The 20,717-nt window shown below is 67.2% G+C and carries 22 protein-coding genes and 1 tRNA gene; 11 read left to right on the plus strand and 12 right to left on the minus strand.

The genetic code is table 11. The features are described 5' to 3' along the window. Nucleotides 1-4 precede the first annotated feature (4 nt). Genes L880_RS0110045 through L880_RS36035 form a run of 3 tightly spaced genes read right to left on the minus strand, consistent with a single transcriptional unit; the run spans nucleotide 5 to nucleotide 2,072 of the window. The gene (locus L880_RS0110045) at nucleotides 5-1,231 is read right to left on the minus strand and encodes an MFS transporter (RefSeq protein WP_027475572.1); all 1,227 of its coding nucleotides are present in this window, start codon (nucleotides 1,229-1,231) and stop codon (nucleotides 5-7) included. A 55-nt stretch (nucleotides 1,232-1,286) separates the two neighbouring features. Then, the gene (gene trhA / locus L880_RS0110050; protein ID WP_027475573.1) at nucleotides 1,287-1,904 is read right to left on the minus strand and encodes a PAQR family membrane homeostasis protein TrhA; all 618 of its coding nucleotides are present in this window, start codon (nucleotides 1,902-1,904) and stop codon (nucleotides 1,287-1,289) included. A 24-nt stretch (nucleotides 1,905-1,928) separates the two neighbouring features. Next, nucleotides 1,929-2,072 (minus strand): hypothetical protein, encoded by a 144-nt coding sequence (locus tag L880_RS36035; protein ID WP_169737747.1) that lies wholly within the window; start codon nucleotides 2,070-2,072, stop codon nucleotides 1,929-1,931. 207 nt (nucleotides 2,073-2,279) lie between these two features. Between L880_RS36035 and L880_RS0110060 the strand changes: the two genes are divergently transcribed. Continuing rightward, nucleotides 2,280-2,978, plus strand: a complete 699-nt coding sequence (locus L880_RS0110060) for a DUF1345 domain-containing protein (protein WP_027475574.1) — start codon at nucleotides 2,280-2,282, stop codon at nucleotides 2,976-2,978. Between the two features lie 20 nt (nucleotides 2,979-2,998). Here L880_RS0110060 and L880_RS0110065 read toward each other — a convergent pair whose 3' ends face one another. Next, complete coding sequence (locus tag L880_RS0110065) at nucleotides 2,999-3,373, minus strand: hypothetical protein (RefSeq protein WP_027475575.1); 375 nt, start codon at nucleotides 3,371-3,373, stop codon at nucleotides 2,999-3,001. A gap of 109 nt (nucleotides 3,374-3,482) precedes the next feature. Beyond that, nucleotides 3,483-5,288, minus strand: a complete 1,806-nt coding sequence (locus tag L880_RS0110070; protein WP_027475576.1) for a glutamine--tRNA ligase/YqeY domain fusion protein — start codon at nucleotides 5,286-5,288, stop codon at nucleotides 3,483-3,485. A gap of 159 nt (nucleotides 5,289-5,447) precedes the next feature. Here L880_RS0110070 and L880_RS0110075 point away from each other — a divergent pair, with 159 nt between their 5' ends. Together L880_RS0110075 and L880_RS0110080 are read left to right on the plus strand one after the other, a co-directional pair. After that, complete coding sequence (locus L880_RS0110075; protein ID WP_425389177.1) at nucleotides 5,448-5,873, plus strand: hypothetical protein; 426 nt, start codon at nucleotides 5,448-5,450, stop codon at nucleotides 5,871-5,873. A gap of 120 nt (nucleotides 5,874-5,993) precedes the next feature. After that, on the plus strand, nucleotides 5,994-6,887 hold the full coding sequence (locus L880_RS0110080; protein WP_051443211.1) for an alpha/beta fold hydrolase: 894 nt from the start codon (nucleotides 5,994-5,996) through the stop codon (nucleotides 6,885-6,887). 36 nt (nucleotides 6,888-6,923) lie between these two features. On the opposite strand, the gene L880_RS0110085 is transcribed toward L880_RS0110080, so the two are convergent. Beyond that, nucleotides 6,924-7,823 carry a LysR family transcriptional regulator gene (locus L880_RS0110085; RefSeq protein ID WP_019574421.1) on the minus strand — a complete coding sequence of 300 codons (900 nt, stop codon included), beginning with the start codon at nucleotides 7,821-7,823 and terminating at the stop codon, nucleotides 6,924-6,926. A gap of 129 nt (nucleotides 7,824-7,952) precedes the next feature. Between L880_RS0110085 and L880_RS0110090 the strand changes: the two genes are divergently transcribed. Continuing rightward, nucleotides 7,953-8,804, plus strand: coding sequence for a DODA-type extradiol aromatic ring-opening family dioxygenase (locus L880_RS0110090; protein WP_051443212.1), 852 nt, complete (start codon nucleotides 7,953-7,955; stop codon nucleotides 8,802-8,804). Then, nucleotides 8,797-9,489, plus strand: coding sequence for an alpha/beta hydrolase (locus L880_RS0110095; protein ID WP_157462774.1), 693 nt, complete (start codon nucleotides 8,797-8,799; stop codon nucleotides 9,487-9,489). The genes L880_RS0110090 and L880_RS0110095 overlap by 8 nt, the downstream gene beginning before the upstream one ends. Here the strand turns inward: L880_RS0110095 and L880_RS0110100 are convergent. The 6 genes from L880_RS0110100 to L880_RS0110125 all read right to left on the minus strand — a co-directional run bounded on the left by L880_RS0110100 (nucleotide 9,473) and on the right by L880_RS0110125 (nucleotide 14,715). Further along, nucleotides 9,473-10,336 (minus strand): M90 family metallopeptidase, encoded by an 864-nt coding sequence (locus tag L880_RS0110100; protein ID WP_051443213.1) that lies wholly within the window; start codon nucleotides 10,334-10,336, stop codon nucleotides 9,473-9,475. The two genes, L880_RS0110095 and L880_RS0110100, sit on opposite strands and share 17 nt — an antisense overlap. Next, nucleotides 10,333-11,109 (minus strand): UDP-2,3-diacylglucosamine diphosphatase, encoded by a 777-nt coding sequence (locus L880_RS0110105; protein ID WP_027475582.1) that lies wholly within the window; start codon nucleotides 11,107-11,109, stop codon nucleotides 10,333-10,335. The genes L880_RS0110100 and L880_RS0110105 overlap by 4 nt, the downstream gene beginning before the upstream one ends. 21 nt (nucleotides 11,110-11,130) lie before the next feature. Continuing rightward, nucleotides 11,131-11,637 carry a peptidylprolyl isomerase gene (locus L880_RS0110110; RefSeq protein ID WP_019574426.1) on the minus strand — a complete coding sequence of 169 codons (507 nt, stop codon included), beginning with the start codon at nucleotides 11,635-11,637 and terminating at the stop codon, nucleotides 11,131-11,133. 33 nt (nucleotides 11,638-11,670) lie between these two features. Beyond that, nucleotides 11,671-12,198, minus strand: a complete 528-nt coding sequence (locus L880_RS0110115) for a peptidylprolyl isomerase (RefSeq protein ID WP_051443237.1) — start codon at nucleotides 12,196-12,198, stop codon at nucleotides 11,671-11,673. Between the two features lie 62 nt (nucleotides 12,199-12,260). Further along, a complete protein-coding gene (locus L880_RS0110120) occupies nucleotides 12,261-13,520 on the minus strand; it encodes a L,D-transpeptidase family protein (RefSeq protein WP_027475584.1) in 1,260 nt (419 codons plus the stop codon). Nucleotides 13,521-13,605: 85 nt separating this feature from the next. Further along, nucleotides 13,606-14,715 (minus strand): nuclear transport factor 2 family protein, encoded by a 1,110-nt coding sequence (locus L880_RS0110125; protein WP_027475585.1) that lies wholly within the window; start codon nucleotides 14,713-14,715, stop codon nucleotides 13,606-13,608. A gap of 186 nt (nucleotides 14,716-14,901) precedes the next feature. Here L880_RS0110125 and cysS point away from each other — a divergent pair, with 186 nt between their 5' ends. From cysS to L880_RS0110155, 6 genes are all read left to right on the plus strand, one after another. Then, nucleotides 14,902-16,284, plus strand: a complete 1,383-nt coding sequence (gene cysS / locus L880_RS0110130; RefSeq protein ID WP_027475586.1) for a cysteine--tRNA ligase — start codon at nucleotides 14,902-14,904, stop codon at nucleotides 16,282-16,284. Between the two features lie 61 nt (nucleotides 16,285-16,345). Continuing rightward, nucleotides 16,346-17,053 carry a DNA-3-methyladenine glycosylase family protein gene (locus L880_RS0110135; RefSeq protein ID WP_245615084.1) on the plus strand — a complete coding sequence of 236 codons (708 nt, stop codon included), beginning with the start codon at nucleotides 16,346-16,348 and terminating at the stop codon, nucleotides 17,051-17,053. 96 nt (nucleotides 17,054-17,149) lie between these two features. After that, nucleotides 17,150-18,127: an acetyl-CoA carboxylase carboxyltransferase subunit alpha gene (locus L880_RS0110140; RefSeq protein ID WP_027475588.1), complete on the plus strand. Its 978-nt coding sequence runs from the start codon at nucleotides 17,150-17,152 to the stop codon at nucleotides 18,125-18,127. A 75-nt stretch (nucleotides 18,128-18,202) separates the two neighbouring features. Further along, the gene (gene tilS, locus L880_RS0110145; protein WP_027475589.1) at nucleotides 18,203-19,150 is read left to right on the plus strand and encodes a tRNA lysidine(34) synthetase TilS; all 948 of its coding nucleotides are present in this window, start codon (nucleotides 18,203-18,205) and stop codon (nucleotides 19,148-19,150) included. A gap of 100 nt (nucleotides 19,151-19,250) precedes the next feature. Then, nucleotides 19,251-20,519, plus strand: coding sequence for an aspartate kinase (locus L880_RS0110150; RefSeq protein ID WP_027475590.1), 1,269 nt, complete (start codon nucleotides 19,251-19,253; stop codon nucleotides 20,517-20,519). A gap of 37 nt (nucleotides 20,520-20,556) precedes the next feature. Continuing rightward, nucleotides 20,557-20,649: transfer RNA gene (locus L880_RS0110155), tRNA-Ser, on the plus strand. Nucleotides 20,650-20,717 lie beyond the last annotated feature (68 nt).

The raw sequence follows: 20,717 nt of genomic DNA on the forward strand, positions 1-20,717 counted from the left end.
GCGCCTACCCGGGCGTGGGCCCGCTGGCCAAGGTGCCCTGGCGGGCCCGTGCCAGCCGCTGGTCCAGCGCCAGTGCAACCCAGGTGCCCAGGGCCAGCAGCCCGCCCAGGGCGCAGGTGCTGCCCCAGCCGCCGTGCTGCCAGGCCAGCGAGCCCAGGGCCGAGCCCGACGCCGCCCCGATGAAATAACTGGTCATGTAGACCGCGTTCAGGCGTGAGCGCGACGGCGGCTCCAGGCCGTACACCACGTTCTGGTTGCTGATGTGCATGCTCTGCAGCGCCAGGTCGACCAGCAGCAGGCCCGCCAGAAACCAGGGCAGGCTGGCCGCTCCCAGCCACAGGCAGCCCCAACCCAGCAACAGCAAGCCCGCGCCCACCGCCGTGGTGGCCTGCGCCCAGCCGCGGTCCGACAGCTTGCCCACCACGCTGGCCATCAGGGCGCCGGCCACGGCCACCAGGCCGCACAGGCCGATGGCACTGTCGCTCAGGCCATGGGCCGGGCCCGACAGCAGCAGGGCCATGGTCGAAAACAGCACGCTGACCGAGGCAAAGGCCAGGCCGCCGATCAGCGATCGGCTGCGCAGGCGCGGGTGGCGCGCCAGCAAGGTGCCCAGCGAACGCAGCACCTGGCCATAGCTGACCTGCCCTTCGTTGCGTGATAGTGGCAGCTGGCGCCACAGGGCCAGCGCCACGCCTACCATCAGCACCCCGGCCACCTTGTAGACCGTGCTCCAGCCCCCCAGGGCCGACAGCAGGCCGGCCGCGCTGCGCGCGCCCAGGATGCCCGTGAGCAGGCCGCTCATGACCACGCCCACGGCCCAGCCGCTGCGCCCGGGGGCGGCCAGGGTGGCCGCCATGGGCACCAGCACCTGGGCAGCCACTGAGAACAGGCCCGTCATCAGCGTGCCGGCGGCCAGCCAGGCCAGGCTGGGGGCCCAGCCGCTGATGAACTGGCCCGCTGCCGCCAGCAGCATCAGCGTGACGGCCAGGCGCCGGCGCTCCAGCATGTCGCCCAGCGGCACCAGCAGCAACAGGCCCAGCGCATAGGAGACCTGGGCCAGCGTGACGGTGAGGGCTGCCCGCGCTTCGCTCACCTGCAGCCCGAGCGCGATCGAATGCAGCAGGGGCTGGTTGAAGTAGTTGCCGCCGGCGCACAGCCCGGCGGCCACCGACATCAGCAGCAGCACGGGCAGGCTCAGGGGAGTGGGGGTTTTCGGGGGCACGGCAGGCATCCAGGGTTCAGCCCGCTGCGAGGCGGGCGGCAGGCACCTGGCGGTGTTTCAAGAATCAGGCCACGTAGGCCGCCACGCTGATGAACTGGCAGACACTGCCGGCCAGCACGAACAGGTGCCAGATGCCGTGTCCGTGGCGGATCTTCTCGTCGTGGATGAACCAGTAGATGCCCACGCTGTAGCAGACGCCGCCCAGGCCCAGCCAGATCAGCCCGCCCAAGGGCAAGGCCGCCACCAGAGGCTGGGCGGCCACCAGCACCAGCCAGCCCATGGCCACGTACAGCAGCATGGACAGCACACGGGTGCGCCGGCCCAGGGTGAGCTCCTGCACGATGCCGAACAGTGCCAGGCCCCAGCTGACGCCAAACAGGCTCCAGCCCCAGGGTCCGCGCAGGGTGACCAGTGAGAACGGTGTGTAGCTGCCCGCAATCAGCAGGTAGATGGCCGAGTGGTCGCATTTCTGCAGCCAGACCTTGGCCCGCCCGCGCACGCTGTGGTACAGGGTGGACACGCCATACAGCAGCACCAGGGTGGCGCCGTACAGGCTGAAGCTCACGATCTTCCAGGGGTCGGCCTGCAGGCTGGCCATGACCACCAGCACCACCAGGCCGGCCACGGCCAGCAAGGTGCCGATCAGGTGGGTGCTGCTGTTGAGGCGTTCTCCGGGGTACATCGTCTGTGGGGCGTGTTGAGCGCCTTATTTGTCCTTGATCTTGCCGCGCGGGATCACGGTGGTGACCGGGGGCATGGGCCGGTCGGAGACCGAGGGTTTGCTGGTGGTCGAAGAGTCCTTCTTGGGCTTCTTCGGCATCTTGTTGCTGCGTTGCTCGCCTTTGGCCATGGTGCCTCCGTGGCAGGCATCGGGGTGACACCTGAGGCTGCATGGTAAGCCATGGCGAAAGAGCGTTCGCACCGCGGGGCTGCCGATGGGCTCTTGTTTGCGCAAGATCAGCCCAGGGCTGGGCACGGCGATTGGGGCATGATCAGGCATGCGGGGCCCCGAGCCTGGCCCGCCTTGCCCGTCTTTTTCAGTGTTTTCGATCCTGCCATGAACCTGTCACCGCCTGCCCCATCGCGCCGTCGCCTGCTGACTCGGCTGTTTCTCATGGTGCGGGTGCGCCCCAGGTTGTTCGGTTCGATCGGGCTGGGCCTGCTGGTGGCTTCGACACTGGCCTTGTCCATGCCCATGCGCACCCTGACGGCCTGCGTGATCGGCTGGAATGCGGGGGCCATTTTGTACCTGCTGCTGGCCTTGCACATGATGCGCGGCGCCCAGCCGGAGCAGATCCGACACCGTGCCCTTCGCCAGGACGAAGGCGAGATGACCATCCTGGCCCTGGTGGTGCTGTCGGCGGTGGTGTGTCTGTTGTCGATCGTGGCCGAGCTGTCGGTGGCCAAGGGGCTGGAGGGGGCGAGCCGCGCCTGGCACATCGGCCTGTCGGTGCTGACGATTCTGAGCACCTGGCTGTTCACCCAGACCATGTTTGCGCTGCATTACGCGCACCAGTTCCATGCGGCCCAGGGGCGGGGCGATCCGCCGGGGCTGCTGTTTCCGGGGGATGAAACCCCGGCCTACAGCGATTTCTTTTATTTTGCAGCGGTCATCGGCACCTCGGGGCAGACGGCAGATGTGAGCTTCAGCTCTCGCGCCATGCGCCGCATCGGCACGGTGCACTGCATTTTGTCGTTCCTGTTCAACACCACCGTGCTGGCGATGATGATCAACATCGCGGCGGGGCTGTTTTAGCCCCGCCTGCGAAATCCGGCTTATTCGGTTTCGGCCGAGACCACGCGGGTTTTGCGGTTGTAGCGCAGGGTGATCTTGTGCACTTCGCACAGGTCGATGTCTTCCCACACCACTTCAGAGCTGTCGTCCTCGAACACCACCTTGATGTCCTGCACGCAGTTGGCGGCGTCCGAGAAGCGGAACAGCTTGGCCTTGCTGTTGTCCAGCGTGCCGTCGCCGAGGCGATCCTTGCCCCAGGCGTCCTTGTTGGCGGGCGAGATATAGACCTCCGAGATGGCGTAACCGGTGCGGTTGACCAGCGTGAAGTCGGCGGCCCCCGCGTGGGCCGTCACCGAGGCGGTGGCGCCAGCAAACAACAGAGCAGACAGGGCGAGGGATTTGAAAGTGGAGATCATGATCAGGTTGGTAACAAAAATTTACAAACCGAATCATCCGGGGCAAAGGCGGGCCTGTCCATTGACCTGACTCAAGAGTGTCGGGAAAAACGCACAGGCCGCCGCCTTCTTACTTGCCCCAGCTGTCTTTCAGGCCCACGGCGCGGTTGAACACCGGCTTGCCGGCCTGGTGGTCCACACGGTCGGCCACAAAGTAGCCGTGGCGCTCGAACTGGAACTGCGTGCCTGCGGCGCACGTGGCCAGGGCGGGCTCGACAAAGCCTTGCACCACGCTCAGGCTGTTGGGGTTGAGGCTGGCCAGGAAGTCCTTGCCGCCGGCATCGGGCTGGGCCTCGCTGAACAGTCGGTCGTACAGGCGGATTTCAGCGGCCACGCCATCGGCCGCACCGACCCAGGTGATCACGCCCTTGACCTTGATCGCGTCGGCGCCCGGCGTGCCGCTCTTGGTGTCGGGCACCAGCTCGGCCTGCACTTCGGTGATGCGGCCCTCGGCGTCGCGCAGTGCGCCCTTGCACTCGATCACATGGCCGTACTTCAGGCGCACCTTGTTGCCCGGGTACAGGCGGTGGTAGCCCTTGGGCGGGGTGTCTTCGTAGTCGCCACGCTCGATCCAGAGTTCGCGGCCGAACTTGAATTCGCGCCGGCCCAGCTCGGGGTGGTGCGGGTGGATCGGGGCACTGCAGGCGTCCAGCGTGCCGGCGCCCATCAGGGCGTCCCAGTTGGTGATGACCAACTTCACCGGGTCGAGCACGGCCATGGCGCGGGCGGCCTTGTGGTCCAGATCGTCGCGCAGCGCACCTTCGAGCGTGCTGTAGTCGATCCAGCTGTAGTCCTTGGTCACGCCGATGCGTTCGCAGAACAGCTGGATGGCCTCAGGGGTGTAGCCGCGGCGGCGCAGGCCCACGATGGTGGGCATGCGCGGGTCGTCCCAGCCGCTGACGTGGTGTTCGTTCACCAATTGGGCCAGCTTGCGCTTGCTGGTGATCACATAGGTCAGGTTCAGGCGCGAGAACTCGTACTGGCGCGGCGGCGGCGAGGCCAGCAGGCCGCTTTCGATCAGGCGCTCCATCAGCCAGTCGTAGAAGGGGCGCTGGTCTTCGAACTCGAGCGTGCAGATGCTGTGGGTGATGTTTTCCAGTGCGTCCTCGATCGGGTGCGCAAAGGTGTACATCGGGTAGATGCACCAGGTGTTGCCGGTGTTGTGGTGTTCGGCGTGCTTGATGCGGTAGATGGCCGGGTCGCGCAGGTTGATGTTGGGCGAGGCCATGCTGATCTTGGCGCGCAGCACGGCGGCGCCGTCGGGCAGCTTGCCGTCCCGCATCTCGCGAAAGCGTGCCAGGTTCTCGGCCGGGGTGCGGCTGCGGAAGGGGCTGTCCACACCGGGCTTGCTGAAGTCACCGCGGTTGGCGCGCATGTCTTCGGCGCTTTGCTCGTCCACATAGGCGTGGCCCGCTTCGATCAGCGCTTCGGCGGCGCGGTACATGAAGCCGAAGTAGTCGCTGGCCTGGTACAGGTGCGAGGTGGTCTGGCCGTCGGCGCTGCTGTTCCAGTTGAAGCCCAGCCATTGCACCGCGTCCAGGATGGAGTCGACGTACTCCTGGTCTTCCTTCTCGGGGTTGGTGTCGTCAAAGCGCATGTGACACACGCCGCCGTAGTCGCGCGCCAGGCCGAAATTCAGGCAGATGCTCTTGGCGTGGCCCACGTGCAGGTAGCCGTTGGGTTCGGGCGGGAAGCGCAGCCGCACCGGCGCCGGATCCAGCGGGCCGGCGGCGTGGTGTGCCCCGTCACCTGGCGTGCCGCCCCAATGACGCTGGGCATAGGTCTTTTGGGCCAGATCCTGTTCGATGATCTGGCGCAGGAAATTGCTGGGCTTGACGGACTCTTGGGAATCGGAGGTGGGGGTGTTCGAACTCATCCGTCCATTTTAGGCGGCGCCGCCCACAGCCCTTGGTTAACGCCTGGAAACAAATAAATCGCGACAGGCGGACAACGAAGTCGCAACATGCGGCGTTGTGGTGCTCAGGGCTACCTTGGGTCGTCCTGAAACGCTGTTTGATCTGAAAGAGAGACTGCCATGCAAAATCTCAATGTCCGCCCGGATGTCCGCTCGGTGACGCGCACCTTCAGCCGTTGCGCACGCGCCCTGGCTGGTGGCTGCAGCCTGGCGGCCCTGGCTTTCCTGTCGATGGCGACGCCCGCCCAGGCCCATGGTGTCAACTGGTCCGTGGGCGTGGGGGTTCCTGGCGTGAGCGTCGGGGTCTCCAACGGTGGGGCGATGTATGTGGGGGCCCAGCCGGTCTATGCGGCGCCGGTGGCCTATGCCGCGCCCCCGGTGGTCTACGCTCCCCCGCCCGTGGCCTATGCGCCGCCCCCTGTGACCTACGCCCCGGCGCCGGTCTACTACGGCAGCAATTACTACCGTCCTGCCCCGGTCTACATGCCGCCAGTGGTGTACGGCGGCGGCTGGGGCCACTTTCACCACCACCATCACTGGCGCTGAAGGCGGGGCAGGGGGCTTGTCCGGGCGCTGCCAGGCGCTCCGGCAAAGCCCGGCAAAATAGGTGATCCGAGGGGCGCGCCAAGTGGTTCGGCCCCTGCACCTGTTTTTTGCGAGCCCCCGATGATGGACCAACTGTTCCCCACTGCCTCCCAACCCGCCCCGCCTCTGCCCGAACTGGTGCAGCGCCTGGGGGCGCAGGCGCGCCGCTGCGTGACGCCCTGCGGTCAGGGCGATCTGGTCTGGCATGTCTGGGGGCAGGCCCGCGAGGGCGTGGCACCCTTGGTGCTGTTTCACGGCGGCAGCGGCAGCTGGACCCACTTTGTGCGCAACATCGAGCCTCTGGTGCGGGCCGGGCGCGAGCTGTGGGTGCCTGACCTGCCGGGCTTCGGCGACTCGGCCGTGTCACCCTTGGGCGGAGACGCCGACGGCATGGTCGAGCCGCTGTACCAGGGCCTGCGCAGCCTGCTGGGCGATCGGGTCTGCGAGCTGATCGGGTTTTCGTTTGGCGGCATGACGGCCGGCCTGCTGCTGGCGACCCACCCCGATGCCGCCTCGCGCCTGGTGCTGGTAGGGGCGCCCGCCATGGGCGTGGTGCCGCAGCGCCAGTTCGAACTCAAGGCCTGGCGCCACCTGCCCGATGCGGCGGCCCAGGCCGACATCCACCGGTACAACCTGGCCGCGCTGATGCTGCACGACACGGCCTTGATCGACGGGCTGGAGGGGCTGGCCCTGCAACTGCATGTGGCCAATGTGATGCGCGACCGTCTGCCGCGCCGGCGCCTGGCGCACACCGACATCCTGGCGCGCTCGCTGCCGGCCTTGAGCTGCCCGGTGCACGCCATCTATGGCGCCCACGATGCCCTTTACAAGAGCTGGATCCACCAGCTGGAAGCCGCTTTTGCGGCCAGCGCCCGGGATTTCAGGGGCATGACCCTGATCCCTGAGGCCGGCCACTGGGTGCAGTTCGAGCGCCCCGAGGCCTTCCATGCGGCCTTGATGGACGCCCTGGGCTGACCGTTCTTGTGGTCCTCTGGCGTTGCTCTGAATTTGTCAGGCCCAGCCAGGCTGCATGAAGGCCTGGGCCAGAAAGTCGACCATGGCGCGCACCTTGCCTGACAGGTGCTTGCGGCTGGGGTAGAGGGCGTGGATGTCCAGCAGCGGGCGGTGGTACTGGGGCAACAACTCGACCAGATGACCCTGGCGCACGTCTTCACCCACCAGGAAGGCGGGTTGCATGATCACGCCCTGGTCGGCCAGCGCAGCGGCGCGGCAGGTGTCGCCGCTGTTGGCCCACAGGCGGGGCCGCACGGTGACCGATTCGGGCTTGCCGTCGGCGTCGTCAAAGGTCCAGGTGGCGCCCAGCGAGGAATACGAATAGGCGATCACGCTGTGCTCGCTGAGGTCTTGCAGCGTCTGGATCGGGCTGTGGCGGGCCAGGTAGGCGGGCGAGGCGCACAGCACCATGCGGTCGCTGGCCAGGCGCCTGGCCACCAGCGAGGTGGCCTGCAGACGGCCGATGCGCACCCCCAGGTCAAAGCCTTCTTCCACCAGGTCGACCACGCGGTCGCTCAGGGTGATGTCCAGTTCGACCTCGGGGTACAGCTTGAGAAACTCGCCCCACAGCGGCGCCAGGTGCAGGTTGCCGAAGCTCAGGGGGGCGTTGATGCGCAGCTTGCCCGTGGGGCGGGCTGCGGTGGCGCTGGCCTCGGCATTGGCCTCGGCCAGATCGTCCAGGATCTGCTTGCAGCGCTCGTGGTAGGCCGCCCCCGAATCGGTGAGCGACAGCCTGCGGGTGGTGCGGTTGAGCAGCCGGGTGCCCAGGCGGGCCTCCAGCTCCAGCACCAGGCGCGAGACCACGGCCTTGGACAGTTCCAGCCGGTCGGCGGCTTTGACGAAACTGCCATGTTGCACGACGGCGGTGAAGGCTTCAATCTGACGGAGTTGGTCCATGGCGGGCTTGTGGCAGTGATCAGGTGTGTGGGGGGTGGATTGTCAATGCGGGCGCAACAATCAATTGTCGGGCTGCCGATTGGTCTGTGAGGTGTCGACGCCTACAGTAGTTCCCGGAGCGTTAACACCATGATCACCCAACTTGACAATACCGACCACCAGGCTAGCACTGCCGCTCATGCACGTTTGCCGGCCCTGTTTGTTTCTCACGGCGCCCCCTTGTTTGCCCTGGAGCCGGGCGACACCGGCCCGGCGTTGAGCCGGCTGGGCGCTGAGCTGCGCAGCCGCCAGCCTGTGCGTGGGGTGCTCGTGTTGTCGCCCCACTGGATGTCCCAGGGGCTGCGCGTGATGACCGGTGGCCAGCCCGACACCTGGCATGACTTTGGGGGCTTCCCGCGGCCGCTGTATGCCTTGCAATACCCCGCGCCCGGTGACCCGGCCCTGGCCGAGGCGGTGCTGCAGCTGCTGCAGGCCGCCGGCCTGCCGGCCCAGGCCGATGCACAGCGCCCCTACGACCACGGCGCCTGGGTGCCCTTGATGCACCTGTTTCCGCAGGCCGATGTGCCGGTGGTCCAACTGTCGCTGCCGGCCTCGGCCGGGCCGGCCGAGGTGCTGGCCCTGGGCCAGGCCCTGGCGCCGCTGCGCGATCAGGGCGTGCTGCTGCTGGGCTCGGGCAGCATGACGCACAATCTGAGCGAGTTTTTCGGTGGCGAGCGCGAGCCGGCGCCTTATGTGGGCGCCTTCTCGCGTTGGGTCGAATCCGCCCTGGAGCGCGGCGACCTGCCGGCTTTGCTGGACTACCGGCGTCAGGCCCCGCATGCGCAGCGGGCACACCCCACCGAAGACCACTTTCTGCCGCTGTTCTTTGCCCTGGGCGCGGCGGGCGCCGCAGCCAGCCGGCCCCACTATGTGAGCCGTGAGGTCATGCACAGCATGCTCGCCATGGACGCCCTGACCCTGGAAGAATCCCCTCATGTCTGAGAGCACCCCCTTGAACCCATTGCCCACCCTGCCGCACGACCTGGGCCTGCAGGCTCAATTCCGCCCCGCCGAGCCGGGCACGGCCGAGCCCTGGCTGCTGGTGTTGATGCACGGTGTGGGCAGCAACGAGCAAGACCTGATGGGCATCGCCCCCTGGGTGCCGGAACGCTACCACCTGCTGAGCCTGCGGGCGCCGCACCCCATGGGCCCGAACGCCTGGGCCTGGTTTCAGTTCGGGGTGGCGGCCGATGGCTCGCGCGTGATCAATGCCGCCCAGGAGCGGCACAGCCGGGCCCTGGTCGAACGGGCCGTCAGCCAGGCGGCGACCCAGTTGGGCGTGCCTGCTTCGCGCGTGGTGGTGGGGGGCTTCAGCCAGGGCGGCATCATGGGCCTGAGCCTGCTGCTGACCCGGCCCCAGAGCCTGCGTGCGGCCTTGTCGCTGCACAGCCGCCTGCTGCCCGAGGTGCTGCCCGAGCAGGCCCCGGCCGAGGCGCTGCAGGGGCGCAGCCTGTGGGTCAGCCATGGCACCGAAGACGCCGTGCTGCCCGCCTCGCACAGCGAGCGCATCGTGGCCCATGCGGCCACCCTGCCGCTGCAGGTGCACAGTGTGGGCTTCCCGGGTGGCCACACCCTGGGCCGGCAGGAGCTGGACGAGCTGTCGGCTTGGCTCAGCGCGCTGGCCTGAAGAAGGCGTCGAACAGGGTGAGCAGGGTGGGAAAGTGCTGCCCGAACGCTGCCCGGTTCACAAAATAGGCCTCGCAGGCCACGGCCAGGAACTCGTCCAGTGACTGGGCGCCGTAGGCGTCCAGCCAGGGCTCGGCCTGGCCGAAGCGCTCGGCGCGGATCACCTGTTCGCAAAAATCCTCCCAGGCGGGGGTCAACACGGCCAGCCAGGCCTGGCGGGCCGCGCGCGCGCCCTGCTGGCCCAGAAAGCCTGGGGGCAGGGGCGGGCAGGCATCGGCCGCGCCGTCGCGCAAATCCATCTTGTGGATGAACTCATGGATCACCACGTTGTAGCCCTGGGCCGCTGATTCGCCCGCAGAGGCCACGTCGGGCCAGGACAGCATCACCGGCCCACCCGGCATGGCCTCGCCGGCCAGCTCCTCCTGCCATTGGTGGACGATGCCGTCGTCGTCGGTGAAGTCGCGCCGGGCCAGGGCCAGGCCCGGGTGCAGCACGATGCCCACAAAATCGTCGTACCAGGCCAGCGCGCGCGGGTCGCCGGGCGCATCCGCGCCGGGGCCCAGGTGCAGCAGGGGCAGGCAGGCCTGGGCGGCCACGGCCAGGGCCATGGCGTCGGTCACCTGCAGGCCGTGGGCGCCATGGAACTCTTTGCGCGCCAGAAAATGCCCGCACAGTCGGCGCAGCCCGGTCTGTTCATCAGGGGGCAGGGCGGCCAGAAAGGGCAGGGTGGCGAGGGTGGCCTGCCACAGTGCCTCTGCAATGGGCCGTGGTTGAGCGCTGCTGGCCCGGCCCAGCCAGGTGCGCAGGCGTTGCCACAGGCTGGCCGGGCGGGGCTGGGGGGTGTTCACGGGCGGGCGGGCGGCACACGGTGCAGGCCGCCGGCCTCCAGGCGCAGCACCTCGGCGCGCGGCTGGGGAGCGTGCAGATCCCAGTCGCTGAGCACCTCGCGGCTCAGGCCGGGGCCCAGCAGGTGGCGGGCCGGGCGGTGGGTGTGCCCATGGATCAGGGTGGCGGCGTTGCCGGCCTGCAGCCAGGCCCGGGTGGCGGCCGGGTCGAGGTCGGCATAGGGTTCGCCGCTGCGTTTGCGGGCTTCGCTCTGGGCGCGCAACTGGCGCGCCAGCGCCAGGCGTTCGGCCAGGGGGCGGGCCAGAAAGGTCTGCTGCCAGGCGGGGCTGCGCACCTCAGCCCGAAACCGCATGTAGTCGTGGTCGTCAAGGCACAGGGCGTCGCCATGGCTGAGCAGCCAGCGTTGGCCCGCGAACACCAGCACGCAGGGGTCGGCCAGCAGGGCCAAGCCGCAGGCCTGTGCAAAGCCGGGGCCCAGCAGAAAGTCGCGGTTGCCGGCCATGAAGAACAGGGCGCAGCGCTGGCTGGCCTGCTGCAGCACCTGCTGGCAGGCAGCCTCGAAGCTGCCGGGCTGCACCGCATCGTCGCCCACCCAGACCTCGAAGATGTCGCCCAGCAGAAACACCGCATCGGCCGGGGTGTGCAGCAGGTGCTGGCGCCAGGCCTCGAAGGTGGCGGGCTCGGCCTCGTGCAGGTGCAGGTCGGAAATGAAATCGACCGTGCGCCAGGCCGCCGAAGCCTTCAGCTCGGCGATCCGGGGCACGGTCGGGGGCATGGTCGGGAGTGCCAGTGACGCTTACAGCGCCACAGCCTTCTCGATCACCACGTCTTCCTTCGGCACGTCGTCATGGAAGCCCTTGCGGCCGGTCTTGACGGCCTTGATCTTGTCGACCACGTCGTTGCCCGACACCACCTTGCCGAACACGGCATAGCCCCAGCCCGAGGCGGTGGGGGCGGTGTGGTTCAGGAAGCTGTTGTCCGCCACGTTGATGAAGAACTGGGCGGTGGCCGAGTGGGGCGCGTTGGTGCGCGCCATGGCCACGGTGTAGTTGTTGTTCTTCAGGCCGTTGTTGGCTTCGTTGTCGATCGGAGCGTCGGTGGGCTTTTGCTCCATGCCGGGGGCAAAGCCGCCGCCCTGGACCATGAAGCCCGGGATCACGCGGTGGAAGATGGTCTTGTCGTAGTGGCCCTTCTTCACGTAGCTCAGGAAGTTCTCCACCGACTTGGGGGCTTTTTCAGCATCCAGTTCGAGCGTGATGACGCCGTAGTCCAGGATGTGCAGTTCGACTTGGGGGTTGCTCATGGGTATTTCCTCAGTGCTTGCCTGTGGGCGGGTTTACTTGATCTGGGTGACCGAGTTGATGGTCACCGGGGTGGCCGGCACGTTCTGGTGCGGGCCCTTGTTGGTGGTGGGCACGAGCTTGATCTTGTCGACCACGTCCATGCCGCTGACCACCTTGCCAAACACCGCGTAGCCGTAGCCATCGGGGTTGGGTGCGTTCAGCATGCGGTTGTCGACCACGTTGATGAAGAACTGGGCGGTGGCCGAGTTCGGGTTGGCCGTGCGCGCCATGGCGATGGTGCCACGGTCGTTGGTCAGGCCGCCCGAGGTTTCGAGGGCGATCGGGGCGCGGGTGGGCTTCTGGGTCATGTCGGCGGTGAAGCCGCCGCCCTGGATCATGAAGCCATCCATGACGCGGTGGAACACCGTGCCGTCATAGTGCTTGTCCTTGACGTATTGCAGGAAGTTCTCGACCGTCTTCGGGGCCTTGGCGGGGTACAGCTCCAGCACGATGTCGCCCTGGCTGGTGCTCAGCTTGACCTGGGGGGCGGTCTGGGCCATGGCCATGCTGCCCAGGCCCATCAGGCCGGCGGCCGTGACGGCCAGCAGCGCGCGACGGCTGCTCAGGATTGAGCTCACATTCATCATCCGATGACTCCTTCAAAAAAGATTTTCCATTGCTGCCCCTGGCGCATCCAGTACTGGCGCTTGGTGCTGCCGCGGTTGGTGCCGGCGACGAGTTCGCCGAAGGTTACCACCATGGTTTCGGTGCTGTCTGTCCAGCGCAGCATGGACAGGTCTTTGATCTCGAAGCCGCGGCCACCCGCCTTGCTGATCTCTTGCTGCAGCGACGGGGTCCAGTCGTTCAGGCTTTTGCCGTAGCTGTTGAAGTCGTTGGTGTAGTAGCCCAGCAGGCGCGGTACATCGCCGGCGTTCTTGGCGGCCCGCCAGGCGTTGAAGGCGTCTTCAAAGCTGCGCCCGGCCTGGCGCGCCTGGGCCTGGGGCACCCAGTTCAGCGAGGTGGCGATCACCACCGGGGTGCTGCGCACCTCGACCGTGGACAGCAGGCGCTCCAGATCGGGGTTGGCCATCACCACGCAGCCGTCGGTCGATTGCGGAGGGCGGGCAAACTGGGTGGAGGGCGTGCCATGCAGCCAGATGCCGCTGCCGGTCTTGCCACGGCGCGCATCGTAGGGGTTGGGGTAGTTGATGGGCAGGGCGCCGGCACCGTAGAAGTCTTTCAGGGTGCGCGGGTCGAGGTTGCTGGTGATGAAGTACACGCCCAGGGGGGTGCGCTGATCGCCCTCGCTGCCTTTGTCGACCCCCAGCTTGCCCACCGAAATGTAGTAATCGGCCACCAGGCGGGGGCCGCTGCCGTTGTTCTCGAACAGGTACAGGCGGGCGCGCGAGGTGTCCACCGCGATGGCATGGCGGTGCCGGTTGGACAGGGCCACGAACTGGTCCGGCACGGTCTGGGCTGGCGGGCGCTCGCTGAGGGCCTTCAGCCGCAGAGCGGCTTCGTCACGCAGATCCTTGAGCTGGGCCGCTGCGGCGCGGGCCACGGTGTCGGGCACATCACCGGCGGTGCGCAGCGGCCGGGTCTGGGCCGCCAGCAGGTCGCCATAGACCAGCTGCGCCAGCTGAAAGCCGGGGTGGTCACGCACCAGGCCCTCGGCCAGGCGCAGTGCGTCGCGGGTGCGGGCCGCACCGATCAGACGGTAGATCTCGATCAGCCGTGCCTCGGCCTGACCGTCGCGCAACACCGGCGCGGCCGGGGTGGGGGTGTGGTGGGCCTGGCGCTTGGCGGCTTGTGCTGCGGTCGCGCCCAGCAGGCCGACGGCCAGCAACAGCCACGCGGCGCCCAGGCGCTGCAGCAAAAGAAAGACAGAGGCGAATCGCATCATGGTCGCAAACGTGGCAAGGCCGCCAAACCCGGTGCACGCCGCCCGCGCAGGGCAGCGTTCAGCTGGGCGGGCCTGCCCGGGACGATCAGCCGCCGGTGGACTCGCGGACGATCAGCCAGCGGTCGCCGGCCTTCACCAGGTCCAGCGTCTTGCGGCTGGAGACATTGAGCGTGTCGGCGCTGTAGTCCTGGCGGAAGCGGGCTGTGGCCTTGCCGCCGTTGACGTTGATGGCCAGATCATGCAGTTTGACGGCAATGCGTGCCTTGCCCAGGATGCGCGAGCGGCGCTCGTCTTCCCAGGCCTTGCGGCTCATCTTGCCGGGTGGGTCGAACTCCTTGCCGTAGGCGGCCAGGTAGCCCGACACATCACGGGCCGACCACACGGTAGCCCAGTGGCGCACAGCGGCTTCCACGTCTTTTTCGGGGCCGGCTGCGGCTGCCGCGGCGGCGGGCGCAGGGGCGGGTGCCGGGGCCGGGGCTGCGGCCGGTGCCGCAGCGGTGGCCGGTGCAGCCACCGGGGCGGGCGCAGGCGCGGGGGCCGGGCTGGGGGCCGGGGCGGGTGCGGGCGCCGGTGCCGGAGCGGCCTTCGGCGCAGCCGCCACTGGGGCAGGTGCAGGCGCCGGGGTGGGGGCCGGGGCGGCAGCCGGCTTGGCGGCGGTGCCGGGCTTGCCGTTGGTGGTGAAGAGGTCGCGGATCAGGGCCAGCTTGGGCTGGATGGCCGGGTTGGTGTTGTCCAGCTGCAAGGCCTTGCTGTAGGCCTGGCTGGCCAGCTTGGCATAGACGTCGCCCAGGTTCTCGTGGGCGGTGGCGTAGCTGGGGTTGGTCCGGATGGCCATCTCCAGCGCCGTGCGGGCCTTGTCGTACTGGTTCTGGCTGGCGTAGAGCACGGCCAGGTTGTTGTACGGCTCAGGCAGCTCCGGGTACTCCTGGGTGAGGGCCACAAAGGTGGCGATCGCGTCGTTCGGCTTGCCGGCCTCGGACTGGATCACGCCCTTGATGAAGCGCATCTGGGGGTCTTTGGGCTTGCCTGCCAGGTACTGGTCGGCCTTGCTCAGGGCTTCGCTGGTCTTGCCCTGTCGAAGCAACTGGGTCACATCACCGTAGTCGTCGGCGTGGACTCCGAACGAGGCCCCCATCAGGGCGGCCAGTGCCAACATGCGAAGGCGGGCGGGAACAGTGCAGCGAGCTTGGGTCATGGAGCCTCGTGGGGTTTGCGCGATGGCAAGCGCCAACCGGGGCGCTTATACTGGGGCGGATTGTAGCCGAGGGGTTGATGTGGTTTGTACCGCATACCGTGGCGCTGCAACACTCCCATCCTCCTGATTTTTCGATGATTTCCGGCCGCCACCTGGCTGCGGGATCGCTGTCTGCCCAATTTATCCATGAGCCTGCGCATCTACAACACGCTGACGCGTGATCTGCAAGCGTTTTCCCCCATCGAGCCCGGTCACGTGCGCATGTATGTGTGCGGCATGACCGTGTACGACCTGTGTCATCTGGGCCATGCGCGTTCGATGGTGGCTTTTGACGTGGTGCAGCGCTGGTTGCGGGCCTCGGGTTTTTCGGTGACTTATGTGCGAAACATCACAGACATCGATGACAAGATCATCCGGCGCGCCGTGGAAAACGGCGAGTCGATCCGATCACTGACCGACCGCATGGTCGACGCCCTGCACCAGGACGCCGACGCCCTGGGGGTGGAGCGCCCCACCCACGAGCCCCGCGCCACCGACTACGTGCCCCAGATGCTGAGCATGATCAGCACCCTGGAGCAAAAAGGCCTGGCCTACCGCGCTGCCAGCGGCGATGTGAACTACGCCGTGCGCAAGTTTCCGCACTACGGGCAGTTGAGCGGCAAGTCGCTCGACGAACTCCGCTCGGGCGAGCGCGTGGCCGTCAACGACGGCAAGGACGATCCGCTCGACCCGGTGCTGTGGAAGAGCGCCAAGCCCACCGAGCCGGCCGATGCCAAGTGGGACAGCGAATTCGGCCCGGGCCGCCCCGGCTGGCACATCGAGTGCTCGGCCATGGCCTGCTCGCTGCTGGGCGAGACCCTGGACATCCACGGCGGTGGGGCGGATCTGCAGTTTCCGCACCACGAGACCGAGATCGCCCAGAGCGAAGGCGCCACCGGCCAGACCTTCGCCCGCACCTGGATGCATAACGGCTTCATCAACGTGGACAACGAAAAAATGTCCAAGAGCCTGGGCAACTTCTTCACCATCCGTGAAGTGCTCAAGGTGTTCGATGCCGAGACCATCCGCTTCTTCGTGGTGCGTGCCCACTACCGCAGCCCCCTGAACTACAGCGACGCCCACCTGCAGGATGCCCGCAACGCGCTGCGCCGCCTGTACACCGCCCTCGATGCCGTGCCGCCGGGTGAGGGCCTGGCCGACATCGACTGGTCGACCCCCCATGCGGCCCGCTTCAAGGCTGTGATGGACGAAGACTTCGGCACCCCCGAGGCGGTGGCCGTGCTGTTCGATCTGGCCACCGAGGTGAACAAGAGCCGTTCACCCGAGCTGGCCGCGCAGCTCAAGGCCCTGGGCGCCTGCCTGGGCCTGCTGCAGGGCGACCCCAAGGCCTTCCTGCAGGCGGGCTCCAGCCTCGACGAGGCGGCCATCCAGGTGCTGATCGCGCAACGCGCCGAGGCCAAGAAGGCGAAGAACTTCGCCGAGGCCGATCGCATCCGCCAGGAGCTGCTGGCGCAGGGCATCGTGCTCAAGGATTCGGCCGCCGGTACCACCTGGGAGGCGGCCCAGTGAGCGCTTGTCCGGCCTGTTTGCGGGGTGCACCGTGTCGATGTGCGGCGGGGCCTGACGCATGATGGTGGCCAGCAAGAAGCCCGCGTCCTTCGACGCCGTGACGCTCGACCCACCCGCCCCCAGCCCGGCCGAGAGCCGCGCGGACGAGGTGTTGACGCCGGCCTATTGGCAGGACGCCTGCAAGCACCTGGTCAAGAAAGACCGGGTCATGAAGCGCCTGATCCCGCAGTTCGGCAATGCCTGCCTGCAGATCCGGGGCGATGCCTTCACCACCCTGGCCCGCTCGGTGGTGGGGCAGCAGATCTCGGTCAAATCGGCCCAGTCGGTGTGGCGCAAGTTTTCGGCCCTGTCGCAAAGCATGACGCCGGCCAGCGTGCTCAAGCTCAAGGTGGACGACATGCGCGCGGCCGGCCTGAGCGCCCGCAAGGTGGAGTACCTGGTCGATCTGGCGCTCAATTTCGACACCGGCTCGGTGCACGTGAAGTCCTGGGAGTCGATGGACGACGAATCCATCATTGCCGAGCTGGTGGCCATCCGCGGCATCGGCCGCTGGACCGCCGAGATGTTCTTGATCTTTCACCTCATGCGGCCCAATGTGCTGCCGCTGGATGACGTGGGTTTGATCAAAGGCATCAGCGACAACTATTTTTCGGGCGATCCTGTGAGCCGCAGCGATGCCCGTGAGGTGGCGGCGGCTTGGGAGCCATACCGCAGCGTGGCGACTTGGTATATTTGGCGCTCGCTGGATCCCCTGCCGGTCGTCGGTTGACGGTGCCGCGCACGGGTCTTGCGCGCTGCCTGCGGGTGGTGCGCCATGCCGGCCAGACCGAAGGGGTCGGCCGGTGGAAACAACAGGAGAATGACGTTGGCGAAAAAAACCTTTCTTGATTTCGAGCAGCCGATTGCCGAACTCGAAACCAAAATCGAAGAACTGCGCTACGTGCAAAACGAGTCTGCAGTCGACATCTCCGAAGAGATCGACCAGCTCAGCAAAAAGAGCCAGCAGCTCACCAAAGACATCTACAGCGACCTGTCGCCCTGGCAGATCACCAAGATCGCCCGCCACCCCGAGCGCCCCTACACGCTCGATTACGTGCGCGAGCTGTTCACCGACTTCATCGAACTGCATGGCGACCGCCACTTTTCGGACGACCTGAGCATCGTCGGCGGCCTGGCCCGTTTCAATGGCCATGCCTGCATGGTGATCGGCCAGCAAAAAGGCCGCGACACCAAGGAGCGCGCCCTGCGCAACTTCGGCATGAGCAAGCCCGAGGGTTACCGCAAGGCCTTGCGCCTCATGAAGACGGCCGAGAAGTTCAAGCTGCCCGTGTTCACCTTTGTCGACACCCCGGGTGCCTACCCCGGCATCGACGCCGAAGAGCGCGGCCAGTCCGAGGCCATCGGCCGCAACATCTTCGAGATGGCCCAGCTCGAGGTGCCCATCATCACCACCATCATCGGTGAAGGTGGCTCGGGCGGCGCCCTGGCCATCTCGGTGGCCGACCAGGTGCTGATGCTGCAGTACTCGGTGTACTCGGTGATCAGCCCCGAGGGCTGCGCCTCCATCCTCTGGAAGACCAGCGACCGCGCCCAGGATGCGGCCGATGCCCTGGGCATCACCGCGCACCGCCTGAAGGCCCTCGGCCTGGTCGACAAGATCGTCAACGAACCCGTGGGCGGCGCCCACCGCGACCCCAAGCAGATGGCCGCCTTCCTGAAGCGCGCCCTCAACGATGCCTGGCGCCAGGTGGCCGACCTCAAGACCAAGGAACTGGTCGACCGCCGCTACGACCGCCTGCAAAGCTACGGCCGCTACACCGACACCAAGGCCGACAGCCGCTGAGGCAGCCCGGGCCCGCTGGCCCGGCACCGCAGGTGCCCCTGAGGACCGCCGCGTGACCATCCCCACGCCCCTTCCATGAGCACCTCGTTCGACGCCGCCCTGGCGTCTTTCCAACCCCTCCTGCCCCTGGGCGTGGCCTACAGCGGCGGCGCCGACTCCAGCGCCTTGCTGCTGGCCTGCGCGCGCCGCTGGCCGGGCCAGGTGCATGCCCTGCACATCCACCACGGCCTGCAGGCCGCGGGTGACGCTTTCGAGGCCCACTGCCGCGCCACCTGCCAGCGATGGCAACTGCCCCTGGTGGTGCGCCGCATCGATGCCCGCCATGCCCCCGGCCAAAGCCCTGAAGACGCCGCCCGCCGTGGCCGCTACCAGGTGTTTGACGAGGTGCTGCAGCAGGAGTGGCGCGAGGCCGGCGTGCGCACCGTGGCCCTGGCCCAGCACGCCGATGACCAGGTCGAGACCCTGCTGCTGGCGCTGTCGCGCGGCGCCGGCCTGCCGGGCTTGGCCGCCATGCCGGCCCACTGGCAGCGTGGCGGCATCGACTTTGCCCGGCCCTTGCTGGGCGTGCCCGGCCGGGCCTTGCGCGACTGGCTGCAGGCCCAGGGCGAGACCTGGGTCGACGACCCCAGCAACACCGATCTGCGTTACACCCGCAACCGCATCCGTCACGAGCTGCTGCCGGCCCTGCAGGCCGTGTTTCCGGCCTTTCGCGACACCCTGGCCCGCAGCGCGGCCCATGCCGCGCAGGCCCAGACCCTGTTGCACGGCCTGGCCTGCGACGACCTGCAGCAGGTGGGCAACCCCCCGGTGATCGCCGCGCTGCGTGCCCTGGCCCCCGAACGCCAGGCCAATGTGCTGCGCCACTGGTTGCTGTCGGTGCACGGCACCACGCCCAGCGCCGCACAGCTCAAAGAGCTGCAGCGCCAGCTGCAAAGCTGCACCACCCGCGGGCACCAGATCCGGCTCAAAGTAGGACTTGGTTACGTGCAGCGCAGGGGGCCGGTGCTCGGTTGGTACAATTAGCGGGTTTTGGTCCCCACTTTTTGCACGAAAACGGGCGGCGCACCAAAACGACTTTGCAACCTGCGCCGCTGATTTCCGAGTTTCGTACCCCGACACACCAATGGCATTGATCGTTCACAAATACGGCGGCACGTCGATGGGCTCGCCCGAGCGCATCCGCAACGTGGCCAAGCGCGTCGCCAAATGGGCTCGCGCAGGTCACCAGATGGTGGTGGTTCCGAGCGCCATGAGCGGCGAAACCAACCGCCTGCTGGGTCTGGCCAAGGAGCTGGCACCGTCCAAGTCTTCGGCCGCCTACAACCGCGAGCTCGACATGCTGGCCGCCACTGGCGAGCAGGCCTCGTCGGCCTTGCTGGCCATCGCACTGCAGGCTGAAGGCATGGAGTCGGTCAGCTACGCTGGCTGGCAGGTGCCCATCAAGACCAACAGCGCATTCACCAAGGCCCGCATCGAATCCATCGATGACGACCGTGTGCGTGCCGATCTGGCCGCCGGCAAGGTGGTGGTCATCACCGGCTTCCAGGGCGTGGACGAAGAGGCCAACATCACCACCCTGGGCCGCGGTGGCAGCGACACCTCGGCCGTGGCCGTGGCCGCCGCCATGAAGGCCGCCGAGTGCCTGATCTACACCGACGTCGACGGCGTCTACACCACCGACCCGCGCGTGGTGCCCGAAGCCCGCCGCCTGCAGACCGTGAGCTTTGAAGAAATGCTCGAGATGGCCTCGCTGGGCTCCAAGGTGCTGCAGATCCGCTCGGTCGAATTTGCCGGCAAGTACAAGGTGCCGCTGCGCGTGCTGTCCAGCTTCACCCCGTGGGACATTGACATCAACGAAGAAGCCAAGTCCGGCACGTTGATCACTTTTGAGGAAGACGAAAAAATGGAACAAGCCGTCGTATCCGGCATCGCGTTCAACCGTGACGAAGCCAAGGTTTCCGTGCTGGGCGTGCCCGACAAGCCCGGTATCGCGTACCACATCCTGGGCGCCGTCGCCGATGCCAACATCGAAGTCGACGTGATCATCCAGAACCTCAGCAAAGACGGCAAGACCGACTTCAGCTTCACCGTGCACCGTGGCGAATACGCCCGCACCGTCGAACTGCTGAACACCAAGGTGCTGCCCAGCCTGGGCGCCGCCGAAGTGGTGGGCGACACCAAGATCTGCAAGGTCAGCATCGTCGGCATCGGCATGCGCAGCCATGTGGGCGTGGCCAGCAAGATGTTCCGCAGCCTGTCGGAAGAAGGCATCAACATCCAGATGATCTCCACCTCCGAAATCAAGACCTCGGTCGTGATCGACGAAAAGTACATGGAACTCGCCGTGCGCGCCCTGCACAAGGCATTCGATCTGGACCAGCCGGTTTCCTGAAACAGGCCAAAAACTAGGCTAGAATAGCGGAATTGCTGGAAACGTGACCGAGTGGCCGAAGGTGCTCCCCTGCTAAGGGAGTATGGGGTGTAGAGCCTCATCGAGGGTTCGAATCCCTCCGTTTCCGCCAGCAACTTTCAAAGACGGACCTTCGGGTCCGTTTTTCGTTGGTGCTGCGTATTCCTCGTCGGGCTCGGA

Origin of the sequence: Curvibacter gracilis ATCC BAA-807, assembly GCF_000518645.1 — a bacterium.
Classification (GTDB): Bacteria; Pseudomonadota; Gammaproteobacteria; order Burkholderiales; family Burkholderiaceae_C; genus Curvibacter; species Curvibacter gracilis.